Here is a 19,541-nt window from a genome sequence, read left to right as displayed (position 1 = left end):
AAAAAATTGAATTGTATAAAAACGGATGGAAAGAATCCTATGTAGTAATCAATGGTAAGAAGAAAGTATTTTTCAATGATTACTTTCCAGTTGGAATGATTAATATCCCTGTTGAAAAGGAAATTGAAACTGTTTTTGTGGGTTATGGCATTCAATCCGAAACCTCAAATGACTACTTAAACAAAAGCGTAAAAGGCAAAGCGGTTATTTTGATAGAAAATGAACCGAAAAACAAAGCCGGAAAGTTTGTATCGAGTAACACAGACAATTCAGATTGGATTGGTAGCCCAGGGTTAAAGAAAAAACAAAAAATCGCAGCAGACTTAGGTGCAGACTTTGTTTTTGTAGTCTCACTTGCGGATTCGGACCAATTCAAAACCCTCAATGCAGAACGGAAGGCGGTTCTTTCTAGATTTAATAGACTAGCCATAGAAAAATCTAAACCTGAAAGCCCTTCCGTCACCTCTGCTGTTCCCACTTTTATAATTTCCAAAAACATGGCAGCTGAAATGCTAGGCATCAGTCAGAAAAAGTTAGAGGAAAAAATTGCGAATCCTGAAAATAAACTGAAAACCAAGAAAAGCACCATAAAAATAAAATCTGAAAGAGGAGAAGACACTATAGAAACATCCAACATAATGGGTTTCTTGGAAGGAACCGACAAAAAAGATGAAGTGGTCATCATATCAGCACATTATGACCATGTTGGCACTGATGACAAGGGACGCATTCATAATGGAGCGGATGACGATGGATCAGGAACTTGTGCATTATTGGAACTGGCAGAGGCATATTCTAAAGCCAAAGCAGCTGGAAATGGACCTAGAAGAAGCATTCTATTCCTGTGGGTTACAGGCGAAGAAAAAGGACTTCTGGGGTCAAAATATTACACAGATATAAATCCGATAATCCGATTAGAAAAAACGGTTTGTGATTTAAACATAGACATGATTGGAAGGATTGACAAAAAACACGAAAGCAATCAAAATTATGTATATCTAATTGGAAGTGATAAACTTTCATCTGAACTTCATTCTATTTCAGAGCGTGTAAACAAAGAGACTATAAATTTTGAGCTCGATTATGAATTTAACGACCCAAAAGACCCCAATAGATTTTATTACAGGTCTGATCATTACAATTTTGCCAAGAATAAAATACCTGTAATTTTTTATTTCACAGGTGTTCATGAAGACTATCATAAACCAGGAGATGATGTAGAAAAAATATTATTTACAAAATATTCTAAAATCACGCAATTGGTATTTGCTACCTCATGGGAATTGGCCAATAGAAGTGAAAGAATTATTGTGGATAGTAACAAACCTTAAATTGTCTCGAAGTGATACTTTCAGAATTAAATATTCAAAAAATAACATAACACCGTATAATAAATATAAGTATTTAATAATAAGCAAACAATGAGTGCCAAAGTGTCGATTTGACGAAATTAAATGAAAAACTCAATAACTAATTTTATAGTTTTTAGAAAATTAATCCAAAAAATAATTTTATGTTTAAGAGTTTTTAATTAGAATTGCCAAAGAATTATAATTCCAAGGCGGAAAAGTGTTCTGAATCTTTAATTTATTACTAAAGATTAACAAACAAAAGTTTAATCATTTTTTAAAAACCCTAAAAATTTTCTAATCAAATGGAAAAAAAGACTAAAGCTCCAGCTGCAAAGCCAGCCAAAAAATCTTCAGGTATTAATCCTATTATCGTTATCCCAATCTTGATGGCGATAGCTTTTGCTATCTACTATGTAATATTGGGTTCACCTTCAAACTTTGAGGATCCTGAGACAATGCACAACCCGAAAAACGCATTGGGTATTATTTATTCTGGTGGTATCATCGTACCTTTCCTAATTACATTCATGCTTACAGTATTGGTTTTCTCAATCGAAAGATTCATTACTTTAGGCAAAGCTGGCGGTTCAGGTGACTTAGATGCTTTCGTAAGAAAAGTAAGAACTTTGTTGGATCAAAACAACATTGCTGATGCTATGAAGGAGTGTGAAAAACAAAAAGGAACTGTTGGTAACGTTACTAAAACTGCTCTTGAGAAATACGCTCAATTGCAATCAGATTCAGGTCTAAACAAAGAGCAAAAACTTGCTGCTCTACAAAAAGAAATCGAAGAAGCTACTTCTTTGGAACTTCCAATGTTGGAGAAAAACCTTACAATCCTTTCTACTTTGGCTTCAGTATCTACATTGGTAGCCCTATTAGGAACGGTAATCGGTATGATCAAGTCATTCTTCGCCCTTGGTTCAGGTGGTGGCTCTCCAGATGCAGCCGCTCTTGCAAAAGGTATCGCAGAAGCCCTAATCAATACAGGTCTTGGTATCGGTACATCTGCTATCGCTATCATGGTATACAATTACTTTACTTCTTCTATTGATACTTTGACATATAAGATTGACGAAATAGGTATGAGCCTTCAACAAAACTTCTCGTCTCATAACTAATTTTATCGAAACCTATTGTTAAAAACTTAAAAACATTTAATAGATGGCACAAGTAAAACCAAAAAGACACGGACCGGCTATGGACATGACCGCAATGTGTGACGTAGCGTTCTTATTGTTAACTTTCTTTATCATGACCACGACCTTTAAAAGTCAGGAAACGGTAAAAGTTATAACACCTTCTTCGGTGTCTGATTTGATAGTTGAAGAAAAAAACATTGGAACAATATCAGTAACCAACGAAGGTAAATATTACTTCGGTATCACTGAGCCAGTAGAAAGAAGAGCGTTTATCAATGTATTGAATACAAAAATGAACCTTGGATTAACAGCAGATGAACAAAATACATTTACTAAAATAGCTGAAGTAGGTGTAGGAAAAGAAGGACTTAAGTCTTATCTAAACCTAAATGCTTCAGATAGAGAAAAAGTAAAAGTACCAGGAATAGCCTGTGACTCTGTTAATACTGAACTCGTTGATTGGGTGAAAGCCTATGCAGAATCTAATCCAGCAGGTAATCTTGCAATTAGAGGAGATGTAAAAACGCAATATCCAGCAGTTAAAGTTCTATTTGACGAGTTGGGCAAAGCCAAAATTTACAAGTTTAGATTAGTAACCAAAGGAGAATAATACCATAACCTTAATTTAAGAAATGGCTGAAATACAAGAAAAAGACTCCGGGAAAGGCGGGAAAGTAAGATCGAAAAAGAATTCTGGAAAACCAGATATGACACCAATGGTGGATTTAGGTTTTCTACTTATAACCTTTTTTATGTTTACCACCACGTTTAGCAAACCAAATATGATGAAGCTAAACATGCCTGAGAAAAACGATGAAGAGCCTGAGGATCAAGAAACCAGCGAAATCAAGTTGTCTAATACCATATCAATCGTTATGGGTAAAGACGATAGAATTTTCTGGTACCAACAGGCTGTTGCAGATGTAACAGCAGCAGATTTAATCGAAACAGATTATTCTGCTACTGGAATTAGAGCGGATATAATGAAGAAAAAAATGTCAGCTATAGACAGCTCTAAGTTTACTATAATTCTAAAACCAACCGATGAAGCTACTTTCAAAAATACAGTAGATATATTGGATGAGATGGAAATTACAGGCAACAAGTTGTATGCGATTGTAGACCTTCAAAAACAAGAAGTAGACGCATACACAGAGAAAATGAAAACTCCGAAAGGAGGTAATTAACACTAAGGTTTTAATCTCAAAAAAATATGAGCAGTAAAGCAGAAAATGTAACCTTAGATGACATGGTATTCGAAAACCGTAACAAAGAATACGGTGCATACTATCTAAGGAAAAATTATAAAGGCTATTTGACTCGTGCTTTGATATACGGAACCAGTATATTTGTATTGTTGTTTGGAGGTGCTTACACTTATAACAACTATATCCTTCCTAGGCTTGAAGCCGCCAAGGATCAAGAAGTAGAAATAGACTTGTCCAAATTGAAAGAGGAGTTACCGGAGGAAAAGCTAGACATACCTCCGCCGCCGCCGCCACCTCCAGTGGAACCACCACCAGAAGTAGCACAAATTAAGTTCTTACCTCCAGAGCCTAAGAAAGATGAAGAGGTTTTGGTAGAAGAACCACCACCACCGGCAGAAGAAGTGGAAAAGGCCGTTATCTCAAACAAAACTGTTGAAGGTGTGGATGCAGTAGATGCGTTTATTCCACCTCCACCTCCAGAAGAAGTAAAGATAGTAGCCATTGAAAAACCAAAGGAAGAGGAAATCTTTACTGCGGTTGAGCAAAATCCAGAATTCCCAGGTGGACAAAGTGCCATGTATAAATTCCTTGGCGAAAACATCAAATACCCAGCAGCTGCTCAAAGAGCAAACGTAGCAGGTAGAGTATTCGTTAAGTTCGTTGTTGAAAAAGATGGTTCTATTGGAAATGTTGAAGTAATGAAAGGAATTGGTTTTGGTTGTGACGAAGAAGCTATTAGAGTGATCAAGTCTATGCCGAAATGGAATCCAGGTCGCCAAAACGGTAAAAACGTTAGGGTATTCTACAACATGCCAGTAGTGTACAAATTAGACTAATACGAATGGAGAATTTATTCGGAAAAGCAAAAATCTGGCTTCAGGTTATTATAGGTATCGGATACACGTTATTGGGTGGCTATGTAATCAAGGAAAAATGGTTTTTGACTTCATTGGATGAAAAAATTGCTTGGATATTAGGAGTTGTACTAATTCTCTACGGAATTTACAGAGTCTACCGAGCATTTCAAATATCAAAAGAAGAGTCGTTTTAAAACGACTCTTTTTTTTGTGGCTAAATTTCAAACTTCACTTAATCATTAATTTTCAATATACCGTATTAGCTAAAATATCTCCAATCCTTCCATACAAATGATACTATTTTGACTTTGATATTCTCTCCCATTGTATCTTCAAAATGAAAAATTAATTACCTCCCTCAGTAATTTCAACCAACTCTTTGTTTTACAGATCTTTATCTATTAAAAACCTAATGAATTCTTCTAAAATAACTACATATTAAGTTTTATAACTAAATATTTAATTAAATAAATCATAAATTCATTGCATAGTAAATTTTTATTATTACTTTAGTACTATAAATGAAACAATCGCCTCAGATATGTAAACTAAAGAATTAATATAAAACCTAAATATTACTAAAATGGCTGAAATTGAAGAAAACCTAGCGAAAGGCAAACGCCAATTAAAAAGAAGTTCTACAAAACCAGATATGACGCCCATGGTTGATCTGGGGTTCTTGCTGATCACATTCTTTATGTTTACTACTACATTCAGCAATCCCAATATAATGAAATTGACCATGCCTGAAAAAGGGAAGGGAAATTCAGAAATAAGCACAGAAAACTCAATAACAATTATTTTAGGCAAAAACGATAAAATCTATTGGCATCAAAAGGACCTTATAGAACTTACAGCGATGGATTTGATAGAGTCAAATTTCACAGCAAATGGTATCCGAAAACTGATTTTAGAGAAATACAGTCAATCAAAAAAACCAGAGAACTTTACAGTGATCATAAAACCCAGCAATGAGGCAAACTTTAAAAACACCGTAGATATATTAGATGAAATGGAAATAACCAACATGCGGCGATATGCATTGGTTGATCTTTTCCCAAAAGAAGTTTTGGCATATCGCAATATAGATGAGGCACAGATTATGAAAAACAAATAAACAATTACAATTATGAAAAACACAGAGAATTTTGATGACATCATTTTTGAAAACCGTAACAAAGAATACGGTGCCTACTTTCTAAGAAAAAACTATAGTAATTATCTTACAAGAGCGATGATTATGGGTAGCAGTTGTTTCATTCTATTATTTGGAGGTGCTTTTACTTACAACAAATATATCTTAAATCTTGGTCCAATCACTCCGACAACCGAAGTAACCATTCAATTCACTCCTCCACCCGTAGAACCACCCATTGAAACTATTGAAATAACCCCTCCACCACCCAAACAAGAAGTTGAGCCACCAGCAACAATAACTTATTTACCACCTAAAGTGGTGGATGATGACAGTCCAATTATTGAAACTCCACCTCCAAAGCCAGAAGATATGGAAGGTAAAACTATTTCAAACGTTACAACAGAAGGACCAGAATCTGACCTAATGATTCCTCCTGCTGTAGTGCCAGAAATTACGAAAAAAATAGATTTAGATGAACCTGATGAAGGCAAAGTATTTGTTGCCGTTGAACAGCAGCCGCAGTTCCCTAATGGAGAAAAAGAGCTCTATAAATTCTTAGCTAAGAATATTCATTATCCAGAAACCGCAGTAAGGGCGAATGTATCAGGCAAGGTCTATGTTAGATTTGTGGTCGAAAAAGACGGCAGTATTGATAACGTTGAAATCATAAAAGGTATTGGATTCGGATGCAATGAAGAGGCAGAAAGAGTAGTAAGGTTAATGCCAAAATGGTCGCCAGGGAAACAAAATGGTAAAGCCGTAAGGGTTTACTACAACATGCCCGTAGTATATCAGCTTGAGTAACATATATTACAAACGGGTCAGAAGATGGCCCGTTTGTTTGAACTTAAATAAAAACCTGATAGTTTTAAGAGAATAAAATACAATCTCAATCTGATGAAAATAAAATATTTGCTCCTTTTTCTAATGTTTGGTGTGATAGCCTGCAATACAACCAAAAAAGAAGAACCCAATATCAATAAAGGCGTTATCACCATTGCTATAGATGAATCCATTAAACCGATTATGGAAGCCCAAATAAATGCTCATCATATCCATTACCCTGGGACAAAAATTATCACAAAGTACATTCCAGAAACCAAAGGGATAAATATGCTTTTGAATGACTCACTGACTATGGCGTGCACAACCAGAGAATTTAATGAAAACGAACTTGCTGAATTAAAAAGAAGAGGTATTAAATATCTACCAGCAAGGATGGCATTAGATGCTGTGGCCCTGGTTCAAAGCAAAGCCAATAAAGACACCACTATTACGTTAGAAGAACTCAGGAGGTTATTTACTGACAAAGAATCAAAAATCAAGCTGGTCTTTGACAGAAGTAATTCCAGCAACTTAAATGTAATTATGGAAAAGCTAAAACTAAAATCCATAAATACAGAAAATGTTTTCTCGGCAGATGGCAATTTAGAAGTGATAGATTACGTAAAAAAATCGCCAAATGCAATCGGTTTTATAGGATTTAATTGGATCAGCGACACTGACGATAAACAGTCACAAGATTTATTAAATCAAATAAATGTAGTAGCGGTGGGCGAGTCCGAACAAAAGGGTTTCTACAAGATTAACTTTAAAAATCTAAATCAGAGAAGGTATCCTTTGGAAAGATTCGTTTATCTTCATACACTCACCAAAGCATGGGGTGTGGAGAATGGCTTTATCAGATTTTGCTGTTCGAAAACCGGACAATTGGTAACCGAAAAAATGGGACTGGTACCTTTCTACATAATTCCAAAAGAATTTTTATTGAATACATCACCCATGAAAAAATAATTTCAAGCAAATATTAAGGCAATTCACGAATTTCGTTTTTGAAGATTTATACAAAAACTTAACATTTTGTTATGAAACCTTCGTCAGTGAGTTAAATCTAAGGGATAAGTGCAAAATATTATTGGAGAAATGATTTTTTCAAACCAACAAAAAGCATTAAATTGCGACCTTAAATTGTTTTTTAACCAAACAAATAACCTTATTACTTCTTACGAGATGATGAAGAAAATTGTTAAAATTTACGCCTTGGCTTCATTGCTTTTGGTACCGTTCATAACTAAATCGCAGACACTTGATGAAGCCATCAAACATTTGGACGCCGAGAGATTTACCGCTGCAAGTAAGGCTTTCAATCAGCTTGCTGAAACTAGTCCAAGCCCGCAGACATTATTCTATAAAGGTTACGCTATTTTGAGAAGCCCAGAAGGATTAACCCCAGAAAGTATTAAAACTGCTCAAAGTGCATTTGAAGCTGGAAATGCTTTGGATAAAAAAGGTGACCCTTTCAATCAAATAGGTTTAGGAATGGTAAAACTTGCTTCAAAAGACCTAGCTGGAGCAAAAGTTATTTTTGAGGAAGTAAAGAAGGAAACGAAATTAAAAAATGCAGATGTTCTCTACAGAATAGCAGAAGCTTATACTTTATTTCCAGGAGCAACGGATGCTGCAGAAGCGATTATCAACATCAACTTAGCTCTAGAGAAATCTAAAACTAAGGATAATCCTGAGTATTATATTGTAAAGGCAGATGCTTACATGTTAAAAAATGAAGGCGGCGAAGCCATGAATGCCCTAACAAATGCAGAGAGAGTTGGTAAAAAACCAGGTAAGACTTATGAAAGAATGTCGAGAGTGTGGTTGCAAGGTAGAAATTACCGTGAAGCCAACGATGCACTGAACAAAGGCTTGTCTGCGGACCCGACTCACGCTCCTATTCACAAATACCATAGTTCGTATTTACAAACTATGGGTAAATATAAAGAATCAGCTGAGTCTGCAGGCAACTATCTTAAAAACTCTGATGGAGACAATAAAGCGAAATTACGTTATGCTAAATTGGCTTTCGTAGCCAAAGATTACGAAAACGTTAAAAAAGTAATAGAAGAAATAAAAGGAAATAATCCTGACCCATATCTGTTCAGAATGTCTGGTATCATAGATTTTGAAGAGAAAAAACCAGCGAGTGCAATCGAGAATTTAACTAAATTTATCAAAGTGGCACCTGCTGATGAGAGCCCTGCTATAGATTATGGTTACATAGGTAGATCATACTTGATTTTGCCAGGAGAAGGTAATGAAAAAATCAAAAATGATTCATTGGGTATTGTGAATATTGAAAAAGCTATCCAATTAGGTGATACCACTTTCAATTATTATCAAGACTTAAGTTCAAATTTTATCAAAAATAAAAACTGGGCAAAAGCTGCGTTATTTGCTGAGAAAGCAGCTCTTGCAAAGAAAAGCCCAAATGCAGCGGATTTTGCACCAGCTGGTATCTATTATAATGCCGCGAAAATGTACGATAAAGCTGATACTTATTTAGAAAAAGCTTTAGAATTATACAAAGATGCTTGGCCAACAGGTTATGCCTTAAGTGCTAGAAACAAAATGGCAAAAAATGCTACCGATTCTACCTTTACAGCAAACTTTGGTGCAGCTCCAACTTGGGAAAAATACTTTGCATTGTTAGGCGATGCAGGTAAAGCAGTACCTGCAAACAAAAGAAATGTAGTGGATGGATTAAGATATTTGGCGGGATGGGAACTTCAAGTTAACAAAAACCTTGTAAAGGGAATTGCCAATATTGAAGAATTGCTAAAATATGATCCTGAAAACGAAGATGCTAAAAAAATGTTAGAGGCGATGAAAGGAATGAACGGTACAACTACTTCACCTCCTCCATCTCTTACTCCGGTAAAGAACGATCCGAAAAAAGACTAACCAAGAAAAGCCTAAGAAATTAGGCTTTTTTTTGCACTTCACTTTTTTCAACATGGAAATAATACAATATTCCAAAATAAATTTTATTTTAAATATAAGTATAATTACATTTATGCCTAATTTAAAATAACCTACAAATACAAGGACATATATGTACAATTTGGTGATTTTTGGACCTCCAGGAGCAGGCAAAGGAACTCAATCTGAAAAAATAATAGAAAAATATAATTTAGCCCATATCTCCACTGGCGATATGTTCAGAATGCATATCTCTAACGACACAGACTTAGGAAAAAAAGTAAAGCAAATATTGGCGGATGGTATGTTAGTTCCAGATTCTATCACCATAGAAATGTTGGAAGAGGAGGTAAAAAGCAAACCAGATGTTAAAGGTTTTATATTTGACGGATTTCCAAGAACTGTTCCTCAGGCAGAAGCACTAGATAAATTCTTAGAAGCCAAAAACTTAAGAATAAATCTAGTCCTACAATTGGATGTCAACCAAGAAGTCATAAAAGAAAGAATAGCTGAAAGACAGAAAGTGAGTGGAAGAGCCGATGATGATGCAGACAAATTGGTTAAGAGAATTGACGAGTATTTCTCCAAAACAATCCATGTATTGCCATATTATCAAGGACAAGATAAAGTAACGAAAGTAAACGGAATAGGAAAAATAGATGACATCTTTGGCCAAATATCTGCCGCCATAGACGAGACACTTTGATTTAAAAATATTCTTCAAAAAACTAAAACTCCTCAAACAATTGAGGAGTTTTTTAGTTAAAATAATACTGTAAAAGTGTATTATTAGAATATTTGGCCATCAATCCGCATTAATATTCTTAATTTGCAGAAAAATTCTCTCATAGATGACATCAAACTTTATAGATTACGTAAAAATAAACCTCAAGTCAGGCAATGGAGGAACTGGTTTTACTCATTTTAGAAGAGAAAAATTTGTAGACAAAGGCGGTCCAGATGGTGGAGACGGCGGAAGAGGCGGTCATATCATATTAAGAGGCAATAAACAGCTTTGGACATTAATACACTTAAAGTATCAAAAGCACTTTAGGGCTGAAAATGGAGTAACAGGAGGAAAAAGTAAGAGTTCTGGTCGTCAAGGTGAAGACATCATCATAGATGTGCCTTTAGGTACAATTGCCAGAGATGCTGAAACCAACGAAAGAATAGCAGAAATAATAGATGATGGGCAGCAAGTAATATTGGTTCCAGGAGGAATGGGTGGACTTGGAAACCACCATTTTAAAACCAGTACCAAACAAGCCCCAGAGTACTCTCAACCAGGAATTCCTGGATCTGAGATATGGTGTATTTTAGAGTTGAAACTTTTGGCTGATGTTGGATTAGTAGGATTTCCAAATGCTGGCAAATCTACTTTACTTTCATCTATTTCGGCAGCGAAACCTGAAATTGGTGATTATCCATTTACTACATTGGTACCCAATCTTGGAGTAGTAAAATACCATGATTTTCAATCTTTTGTAATGGCTGACATACCAGGAATCATCGAAGGAGCCTCAGAAGGAAAAGGCCTTGGAGTTAGATTTCTAAGACATATTGAACGAAATGCTAATCTTTTATTTTTAATAGCCTCAAATGAGGAAAAGCCAATGGCAGTTTATAAAACATTGGTAAAAGAACTCCAAGCATTTAATCCGGAGCTATTGGATAAAAGCAGAATCTTGGGTTTTTCCAAATCAGATTTGATTGACGAAAAAACCAAACAAAAAATAATTAAGAAAATACCTGAAGGTATCCCTTATGTATTTTTCTCTTCAATTACTCAATCAGGTCTGAATGAATTGAAAGATATATTATGGGAAAATATCAACAAAACCGAGGATGATTTATAGTTTATGAATATCAAATAATATCTCAAAATCGTATTTTAGAAAAACCATTAAATAATTTAGATTTTAGTTTATTTAATCCTTTTAATTATTTTGATTCTACTTTACAAGGAGTTAATTTTGCTTTAAATTTTATCGCTTTTTATGATTAAATATCTTCCATCTGATTATCTACCTCTTCTTTTTCAAATAGCAGCAGCTTTGGGGTTTGTGGTTTTTTCCATAGTGGCTTCTAAATACCTAGGACCTAGGGTAAAAAGTAAGAGAAAAGAAGACCCATTTGAATGCGGGATTGAAAGTCAAGGTGATGCACGTGTTCCATTGAATGTTCGGTATTTCCTTATTGCTATATTGTTTGTGCTATTTGATGTTGAAATTATATTTATGTATCCATGGGCAGTAAATTTTAAAAAACTTGGGTGGATGGGTTTTAACGAAATGCTGCTTTTCGTGGTTTTCTTGATGGCGGGTTTTTATTATATTCTAAAAAAAGGAGTTTTAAACTGGGACGAAGACTAATACCAGTCAATAAACAATCGAATTATTACACTTTATGAGTAACATAAAAATAGTTGATGCACCAGAAGGATTGGAAGGTTCTGGCTTTTTTGCAACATCATTAGACAAAGCCATAGGCTTGGCCAGAAGTTATTCACTTTGGCCTTTACCATTCGCAACCTCTTGTTGCGGTATCGAATTCATGGCTACCATGGGTTCCAACTATGATATATCACGATTTGGTGCTGAGAGACCTAGTTTCTCACCTCGTCAAGCCGATTTGTTGATGGTAATGGGAACTATTGCAAAAAAAATGGGCCCTGTTCTAAAACAAGTTTATCTTCAAATGGCAGAGCCAAGATGGGTAATAGCAGTCGGTGCATGTGCCTCATCTGGAGGCATTTTTGATTCCTATTCAGTGCTACAAGGTATTGATAGAGTAATACCTGTTGATGTTTATGTACCTGGTTGTCCTCCGCGTCCTGAGCAAATCATTGACGGACTCATGCAAGTGCAACATTTGGCTCAAAATGAATCACTTAGAAGAAGAAATACAGAAGAATATAAAGCATTATTAGAATCTTATAAAGTCCTATAAACCATATGATAAATAATGAATCTATAGTTGAAGAGGTCGTTGGACAATTTGGCCAAAAAGTCTTCGGCTTTGAAGAACCATTTGGACTATTAACTTTCACAACAAATGCCTCTGATTTAACTGAAGTGGTGGATTTTCTTAAAAACCATCCTGAATTTAAATTTAACTTTTTAACAGACATTGCTGGAATTCATTTTCCTGATAACGCAGGAGGCGAACTTTGTTCGATGTGCATGATTCACAGTTGGGAAAATAATATCCGTGTCCGTATAAAAGTATTTGTACCCATAGCTGACCCTAAAGTACCTACACTTTCTACGCTGTTTGCCAGTGCTAACTGGATGGAAAGGGAGACCTTTGATTTTTATGGTATAGAATACACAGGCCATCCAAATCTCAAAAGAATACTTAACATGGAGGATATGGATTATTTCCCGATGAGAAAAGAATTTCCTTTAGAAGACGCCACACGTGAAGACAAAATTGACGCATTATTTGGAAGATAATAAACCTATGGCAGAAAATACATTAATACTACCAAAAGACTCAAATGATGCATTGGCCCTAAACGTGCCAATGGTTGAAGACAAACAATATTCGACTTTAAACCTCGGCCCAGTTCATCCAGCCACCCATGGAATATTTCAGAATATTCTTACGATGGATGGAGAAAAGATTGTAGATAGCGAGCAAACCGTTGGTTACATTCACAGAGCTTTTGAAAAAATAGCTGAAAGGAGGCCTTTTTATCAAATTACAACGCTTACTGACCGACTAAACTATTGCTCATCACCCATCAACAACTTTGGATGGCACATGACAGTAGAAAAACTATTGGGTGTTAAAGTACCGAAAAGAGCCGAATACATAAGAGTAATCATGATGGAATTGGCCAGAATTTCTGACCATTTGATTTGTAACTCAATTCTTGGAGTTGACACCGGTGCATATTCTGGTTTCTTGTATGTGATGCAAGAAAGAGAAAAAATTTACGAAATTTACGAGGAAGTTTGTGGTGCTCGTTTAACCACCAACATGGGTAGAATTGGCGGAATGGAAAGAGACCTCTCTCCTACTGCCATTGCCAAAATCCGTGATTTAGTTTTCAATTCGTTCCCAAAAGTTTGGGCAGAATTTGAGACGCTTTTCAATAGAAATAGAATATTTAGAGATAGAATACAAAATGTTGGAGCAATTTCGTCAGAAAGGGCTATAGCATATGGCTTTACAGGTCCAAACCTTAGAGCCACTGGTGTTGATTATGATGTTAGAGTAATCGAGCCATATTCTTCTTACGAAGATTTTGACTTTGAAATTCCAATAGGTCACAAAGGTGATACATTTGATAGATTTATGGTAAGAAATGGTGAAGTTTGGGAAAGTTTAAAAATTATCCAACAAGCCATTGAAAATCTTCCAGAAGGACCCTATTATGCAGACGAAGACCACTATTATTTGCCTCCCAAAAAAGAAGTTTATAGTAGTATGGAAGCCTTAATTTATCATTTCAAGATAGTAATGGGTGAAATAGATGCTCCTGTTGGAGAGGTTTACCATGCTGTAGAGGGTGGAAATGGAGAATTAGGATTTTATTTAATAAGCGATGGAGGAAGAACTCCATACAGATTACACTTTAGAAGACCAAGTTTTATTTACTATCAGGCATATCCAGAAATGTGTAAAGGCTTAACTATCTCAGATGCAGTGGTGATAATGAGTAGTTTAAACGTGATTGCAGGAGAACTTGATGCTTAATAATTTTAATATATAATGTCTGTAACATTTACTGAAGATAAACTAAAAAAAGCACAGGAAATCATATTAAGATATCCTGAAGGCAGACAAAAATCGGCTTTGCTACCTATTTTGCACTTGGCTCAAGAGCAGTTTGGATGGGTGAGCAGCGATACCATGGACTACGTAGCAGGCTTACTTTCTATTACGCCCGTTGAGGTTTATGAAGTGGCAACATTCTACACCATGTTTCATTTAGAACCAGTTGGCAAACATGTAATAGAATATTGTCGAACAGGTCCTTGCTGTGCCATGGGTGGAGAAGAGGTATTTTCACATTTAAAAACTAAATTGGGCATAAAAGCCAATGAAACCACTTCAGACGGTCTCTTTACGCTTAAAGAGGTGGAATGTTTAGCGGCTTGTGGCTGGGGACCATGTTTTCAGATAAGAGAAAAATATTTCATGCATCTTACAAATCAAAAAGTAGATGATATTATCGAAGAATTGAGCAAATAATTATGGCAAACGATATAAAAATATTAACCGAACATATCAACATTCCTGGCATTGAAACCTTCGAGGTTTACAGAAAAGCTGGAGGATACAATGCTGTAGAAAAGGCCATAAAAAAAATGAGCCCTGACGAAATTGTAGAAGAGGTTAAAAAATCTGGCATAAGAGGCAGAGGAGGGGCAGGATTTCCGATGGGAATGAAATGGAGCTTTCTTGCGAAACCTGAAGGTGTGCCTAGATACTTGGTTTGTAATGCTGACGAATCTGAACCAGGCACTTTCAAAGATCATTATTTAATGAAAAATCTTCCTCATCTTTTGATTGAAGGAATGATAGTTTCAAGCTTCGCTTTGGGAGCTAATAAGTCTTTCATTTACGTTCGTGGCGAGTTGATGTATGTGGTTAGAATTTTGGAGAAAGCCATTGAAGAAGCCAAAGCTGCAGGATTTTTAGGAAAAAATATTTTGGGCTCTGGTTACGACTTAGAGCTTGTAGTTCAGCCAGGTGGTGGAGCCTATATTTGTGGTGAAGAAACAGCCCTTTTAGAATCTCTAGAAGGAAAAAGAGGCAACCCAAGAAATAAGCCACCATTTCCTGCAGTGAAAGGCCTGTACCAATCTCCAACCGTTGTAAATAACGTAGAATCTATTGCTAATACTCCATGGGTTATCAATCATGGTGGCGAAGAATATGCCAAAATAGGTATTGGTAGAAGTACAGGAACTAAATTAATTTCGGCCTCTGGACATATCAAAAATCCTGGAGTTTATGAAATAACTTTGGGCCTTCCAGTAGACGAATTCATGAATTCAGACCAATATCTTGGTGGTATTAGAGACGGACATTACCTCAAAGCTGTTGTTGCTGGCGGCTCATCTGTGCCAATTTTACCAGCCAATTTGTTTTATAAAACAGCAAATGGAGAAGATAGATTGATGTCATATGAATCACTTTCTGACGGTGGTTTTCCAACAGGTACCATGTTAGGCTCAGGAGGCTTCATAGCAATGGACGAAACCACCTGTATTGTAAGAAATACTTGGAATTTTTCAAGATTCTATCACCATGAATCATGTGGTCAGTGTTCACCTTGTAGAGAAGGAACTGGCTGGATGGAAAAAGTATTACATAGAATAGAGCATGGACACGGCACTATGAGTGACATAGATTTACTTGTAGATGTAGCTAAAAAAATAGAAGGAAATACCATTTGTCCACTTGGAGATGCAGCAGCGTGGCCTGTAGCAAGTGCAATTAGACATTTCAGAGACGAGTTTGAATGGCATATTAATCATCCAAATGAAGCCACCAAACCAGGTGCAGTTTACATGGGTGCAGAAATTTTAGCCTAAAAATATAAAGATTTAATAAATGGAAAACGAAGTTCCTTTAATAAAAGTAACCATTGACGGTCAAGAAATAAGAGTTCCTGTAGGTACTACTATCATGGAAGCAGCAAGGCAAATTGGGCCTAGTGTAGCTCCACCAGCCATGTGTTATTACAAACCATTGCAGGGTTCGGGTGGAAAATGTAGAGCTTGTCTGGTAAAAGTTGCGGCCGGGTCTGAGAAAGACCCAAGACCCATGCCAAAACTGGTTGCCTCATGTATCACTGGTGCTCAAGATGGTATGGTAGTAGAAAACTTTACAAATCCAGAAGTTGTAGAAGCAAGAAAAGGTGTTGTAGAGTTTCTTTTGATAAATCATCCATTGGATTGTCCTGTATGTGATCAAGCAGGAGAATGCCACCTACAAGACTTTGCTTTTGAAAACGGAGTTGGCGAAAAACGTTTTGTAGAGGAAAAAAGAACTTTCGAACCTGAAGATATTGGCGACAAAGTACAGCTCCACATGAACAGGTGTATCCTGTGTTATAGATGTGTTTATACGGCTAATCAATTAACAGAGAAAAGAGTACATGGCGTGATGGGACGTGGAGATCATGCTCAAATAAGTACTTACATAAAAAATTCTTTAGAAAGTGATTTTTATGGTAATGTTATAGATGTTTGTCCTGTAGGAGCATTGACTGATAAAACTTACAGATTCAAAAGTAGAGTTTGGTTCTCAAAGCCTGTAGATGCTCATTGTGCTTGCGAAAAATGCTCAGGAAAAGTTCAAGTTTGGTATAAAGGCGACGAGGTAATCAGAGTTACAGCCCGTAAAAACCAATGGGGTGAAGTGGAAGATTTTATTTGCAATACTTGCAGGTTTGATAGAAAAAAGACTTCAGATTGGGTTATTGAAGGCCCTTCTAAGGTTGCTAGAAATTCTGTAATCGCACAAAACAAATATGGGTTAAACCAAGGCAAAAAGCCAGAATTTGCTCTTAATTATGCAGCAAAGAATTTCAAAGGTATAGATGACGCAAGAGATTATAACCAAAATCTGGACGAGATAAAAAAATCAGAAGATTACAAAGCTTTAATGCAGAAGAATGACAAGTTTTTCTCTAAAGAAAAAAGCCTAAAATAATATGGATACAGTACTAATTGTAAAAGCCATCATAGTAATAGCAATATTTGCCATAAGTATGCTTATGGCTTTATATGAAACTTATGCAGAGCGAGTTATTGCCGCATTTATTCAAGACAGAGTGGGTCCAGATAGAGCTGGTCCATTTGGGTTGTTACAACCATTGGCAGACGGTGGGAAGTTATTTTTTAAAGAAGATTTCATACCAACGAAAGCAGATAAGTGGTTGTTCATTTTGGGCCCTGCGGTGGCTATGTCAACAGCTTTATTAAGTAGTGCTGTTATTCCTTTTGGAGATACCATAATAGTAGCTGGCCAAAAAATAGATGTTCAAGGAATGGATGTGAATATTGGTATCTTGTGGATTTTTGGAATAGTTTCCTTAGGCGTATATGGCATATTGATTGGAGGTTGGGCTTCTAACAACAAATATTCCCTCTATGGTGCTATAAGGGCGGCCTCTCAGACCATATCTTATGAATTGGCGATGGGTATTTCTTTACTTGCAATTATTTTAATGACGGGTTCCCTTTCAGTAAAATCGATAGTTCTTGGTCAACATGGCATAGATTGGAATATTTTCTATCAGCCAATGGGCTTTTTGTTGTTCTTAACTTGCTCATTAGCAGAATGTAACCGTACACCTTTCGACTTGCCAGAATCAGAAAATGAATTAGTAGCAGGATATCACACGGAGTATGGCTCTATGAAAATGGGCTTATACTTGTTCTCGGAGTATGTTAACATGTTCATTTCTTCCGCAGTTTTGGCTAGCCTTTATCTAGGAGGTTTTAATTATCCAGGTATGGACTTTGTATATAGCAAATTGGTAGGTTCTTTTGGTGAAGTTACTGGACATAACCTAGCAACTGCATTGGGCACCCTAACTTTATTCTTGAAAATATTCTTCTTTATATTCTTATTCATGTGGATTCGTTGGACTCTTCCACGTTTCAGATATGACCAATTGATGAATGTTGCATGGAAATGGATGATGCCAGTAGCGATTGTAAACCTTATCATCACTGCAGCTGCCGAACTTTCTGGTAAGCCATTGCTTTACAACTGGGTAGGATTGGCCATATTTGGAGCAATATATTTTGGATTATTTCCAATTTTTAAAAAGAAAACCGTTAGTGCTAATTAAAAGAACACAGAAATGACATTAACAAATAGATCTAGAAAAACGGATAATTCAGAATTAAGTATTGTAGAGAATACTTATTTCCCGGGTATATTTAAAGGAATGGGGGTTACTATCAAACACTTTTTCTCGAAAAAAGCCACGATAAGATATCCTGAACAAAAAAGATATTTGGGACCTGTTTTTAGAGGGCACCATATACTTAAAAGAGATGAGCAAGGTAGAGAAAGATGTACAGCATGTGGTCTTTGTGCAGTTGCATGTCCTGCTGAAGCAATATCTATGGTTGCAGCAGAAAGAGTAAAAGGTGAAGAGAAATTATACAGAGAAGAAAAATATGCAGCATCTTACGAAATAAACATGTTGCGTTGTATTTTCTGCGGTCTTTGTGAGGAAGCTTGCCCTAAAGAAGCCGTTTATTTAAGACACGATAAGTTTGTACCTGTATTCACTTCTAGAGACCAAGTCATATATGGCAAAGACCAGCTAGTAGAAGACATGAACGACAGATACTTAAGAGATGCCTGGACTAAAGAAGACATGGCGAAACTTTGGATTAAACAATAAGGATTTTATGCAATATCTAGAACTGATAAAAAATTTAACTTTTGTTCAATGGACTTTTTATTTCTTGTCCATCATGAGCTTATTTGGTGCTTTGGGAACCATACTTTCTAAAAACCCAATTCACAGCGTGGTATATTTGATTTTAACATTCTTTACGCTTTCGGGTATTTATCTTTTGCTAAATGCTCAGTTTCTTGCAGCCGTAAATATCATCGTATACGCAGGTGCTATCATGGTATTGTTCTTGTTTGTACTGATGTTTTTAAACCTCAAAAAAGAAAGCAATGAACTCAGCCAAAACTCAATGTTGATTTCGGCAGCTATTGCAGGTGGACTTCTAGGTTTAATATTGATAGTGGCGATCAAAAAAGCTGAAACCATTAGAGTAAATTACAACGATTTTGATTCAAAAACTGGATTAATTGAAACGCTTGGCAAAGTTTTGTTCAACAATTATATGTTACCTTTTGAATTGGTTTCAGTACTCTTCTTGGTAGCCATGTCTGGAGCAGTTTTATTAGCAAAAAGAGAGAAAGGAGATAGCCATTTTTGATTAGTTATTGGTTAATTGGTTAATTGGTTAATTGGTTAATTGGTTAATTGGTTAATTGGTTAATTGGTTAATTGGTTAATTGGTTAATGTAAACCGATTTTGTTTTTGAAAAGATTCATTTCTAGAAAAAATTTATACATTTGAGGTCATTAA

At 35.9% G+C, this 19,541-nt stretch carries 22 protein-coding genes; all 22 read left to right on the top strand.

Features of this window, described 5'->3' with window-relative positions; all coding sequences use genetic code 11:
- The coding region (locus EGI24_RS17390; protein WP_255049815.1) for a M28 family peptidase at positions 1-1,331 on the top strand (1,331 nt) is incomplete at its 5' end.
- Positions 1,332-1,654: 323 nt separating this feature from the next.
- Positions 1,655-2,473 carry a MotA/TolQ/ExbB proton channel family protein gene (locus EGI24_RS17385; RefSeq protein ID WP_255049814.1) on the top strand — a complete coding sequence of 273 codons (819 nt, stop codon included), beginning with the start codon at positions 1,655-1,657 and terminating at the stop codon, positions 2,471-2,473.
- A 43-nt stretch (positions 2,474-2,516) separates the two neighbouring features.
- Positions 2,517-3,104: a biopolymer transporter ExbD gene (locus EGI24_RS17380; protein WP_255049813.1), complete on the top strand. Its 588-nt coding sequence runs from the start codon at positions 2,517-2,519 to the stop codon at positions 3,102-3,104.
- A gap of 22 nt (positions 3,105-3,126) precedes the next feature.
- Positions 3,127-3,681: a biopolymer transporter ExbD gene (locus EGI24_RS17375; RefSeq protein WP_255049812.1), complete on the top strand. Its 555-nt coding sequence runs from the start codon at positions 3,127-3,129 to the stop codon at positions 3,679-3,681.
- A gap of 26 nt (positions 3,682-3,707) precedes the next feature.
- The gene (locus tag EGI24_RS17370) at positions 3,708-4,538 is read left to right on the top strand and encodes an energy transducer TonB (RefSeq protein ID WP_255049811.1); all 831 of its coding nucleotides are present in this window, start codon (positions 3,708-3,710) and stop codon (positions 4,536-4,538) included.
- A gap of 5 nt (positions 4,539-4,543) precedes the next feature.
- Positions 4,544-4,753 (top strand): hypothetical protein, encoded by a 210-nt coding sequence (locus EGI24_RS17365; RefSeq protein WP_255049810.1) that lies wholly within the window; start codon positions 4,544-4,546, stop codon positions 4,751-4,753.
- A gap of 389 nt (positions 4,754-5,142) precedes the next feature.
- Entirely contained in the window at positions 5,143-5,676 is a 534-nt protein-coding gene (locus EGI24_RS17360; RefSeq protein WP_255049809.1) for a biopolymer transporter ExbD, read from the top strand.
- A gap of 12 nt (positions 5,677-5,688) precedes the next feature.
- A complete protein-coding gene (locus EGI24_RS17355) occupies positions 5,689-6,501 on the top strand; it encodes an energy transducer TonB (RefSeq protein ID WP_255049808.1) in 813 nt (270 codons plus the stop codon).
- 93 nt (positions 6,502-6,594) lie between these two features.
- Positions 6,595-7,491: a PstS family phosphate ABC transporter substrate-binding protein gene (locus EGI24_RS17350; protein ID WP_255049807.1), complete on the top strand. Its 897-nt coding sequence runs from the start codon at positions 6,595-6,597 to the stop codon at positions 7,489-7,491.
- Between the two features lie 129 nt (positions 7,492-7,620).
- Positions 7,621-9,432, top strand: coding sequence for a hypothetical protein (locus EGI24_RS17345; RefSeq protein ID WP_255049806.1), 1,812 nt, complete (start codon positions 7,621-7,623; stop codon positions 9,430-9,432).
- Positions 9,433-9,583: 151 nt separating this feature from the next.
- Positions 9,584-10,156: an adenylate kinase gene (locus tag EGI24_RS17340; RefSeq protein WP_255049805.1), complete on the top strand. Its 573-nt coding sequence runs from the start codon at positions 9,584-9,586 to the stop codon at positions 10,154-10,156.
- Positions 10,157-10,301: 145 nt separating this feature from the next.
- On the top strand, positions 10,302-11,306 hold the full coding sequence (gene obgE, locus EGI24_RS17335) for a GTPase ObgE (protein WP_255049804.1): 1,005 nt from the start codon (positions 10,302-10,304) through the stop codon (positions 11,304-11,306).
- Between the two features lie 141 nt (positions 11,307-11,447).
- Positions 11,448-11,822 carry an NADH-quinone oxidoreductase subunit A gene (locus tag EGI24_RS17330; protein ID WP_255049803.1) on the top strand — a complete coding sequence of 125 codons (375 nt, stop codon included), beginning with the start codon at positions 11,448-11,450 and terminating at the stop codon, positions 11,820-11,822.
- A gap of 34 nt (positions 11,823-11,856) precedes the next feature.
- Positions 11,857-12,399: an NADH-quinone oxidoreductase subunit B gene (locus EGI24_RS17325; protein WP_255049802.1), complete on the top strand. Its 543-nt coding sequence runs from the start codon at positions 11,857-11,859 to the stop codon at positions 12,397-12,399.
- Positions 12,400-12,404: 5 nt separating this feature from the next.
- Complete coding sequence (locus EGI24_RS17320) at positions 12,405-12,905, top strand: NADH-quinone oxidoreductase subunit C (RefSeq protein WP_255049801.1); 501 nt, start codon at positions 12,405-12,407, stop codon at positions 12,903-12,905.
- 70 nt (positions 12,906-12,975) lie between these two features.
- A complete protein-coding gene (gene nuoD / locus EGI24_RS17315) occupies positions 12,976-14,154 on the top strand; it encodes an NADH dehydrogenase (quinone) subunit D (protein WP_255049818.1) in 1,179 nt (392 codons plus the stop codon).
- Positions 14,155-14,169: 15 nt separating this feature from the next.
- Positions 14,170-14,652 (top strand): NAD(P)H-dependent oxidoreductase subunit E, encoded by a 483-nt coding sequence (gene nuoE / locus EGI24_RS17310; protein WP_255049800.1) that lies wholly within the window; start codon positions 14,170-14,172, stop codon positions 14,650-14,652.
- A 2-nt stretch (positions 14,653-14,654) separates the two neighbouring features.
- Positions 14,655-16,001: an NADH-quinone oxidoreductase subunit NuoF gene (gene nuoF, locus EGI24_RS17305; RefSeq protein ID WP_255049799.1), complete on the top strand. Its 1,347-nt coding sequence runs from the start codon at positions 14,655-14,657 to the stop codon at positions 15,999-16,001.
- Positions 16,002-16,020: 19 nt separating this feature from the next.
- Entirely contained in the window at positions 16,021-17,124 is a 1,104-nt protein-coding gene (locus EGI24_RS17300) for a 2Fe-2S iron-sulfur cluster-binding protein (protein WP_255049798.1), read from the top strand.
- 1 nt (position 17,125) lies between these two features.
- Positions 17,126-18,271, top strand: coding sequence for an NADH-quinone oxidoreductase subunit NuoH (nuoH, locus tag EGI24_RS17295; RefSeq protein WP_255049797.1), 1,146 nt, complete (start codon positions 17,126-17,128; stop codon positions 18,269-18,271).
- A 12-nt stretch (positions 18,272-18,283) separates the two neighbouring features.
- Positions 18,284-18,835 carry an NADH-quinone oxidoreductase subunit I gene (locus EGI24_RS17290; protein ID WP_255049796.1) on the top strand — a complete coding sequence of 184 codons (552 nt, stop codon included), beginning with the start codon at positions 18,284-18,286 and terminating at the stop codon, positions 18,833-18,835.
- Between the two features lie 7 nt (positions 18,836-18,842).
- Positions 18,843-19,388, top strand: coding sequence for an NADH-quinone oxidoreductase subunit J (locus EGI24_RS17285; RefSeq protein ID WP_255049795.1), 546 nt, complete (start codon positions 18,843-18,845; stop codon positions 19,386-19,388).
- Positions 19,389-19,541 lie beyond the last annotated feature (153 nt).

It is taken from the genome of Lacihabitans sp. CS3-21 (assembly GCF_024343675.1).
In the GTDB taxonomy this organism is placed as follows: domain Bacteria; phylum Bacteroidota; class Bacteroidia; order Cytophagales; family Spirosomataceae; genus Leadbetterella.
Note: the sequence above shows the minus strand (reverse complement) of the source record. Positions and strands in the feature narration are given on the sequence as shown.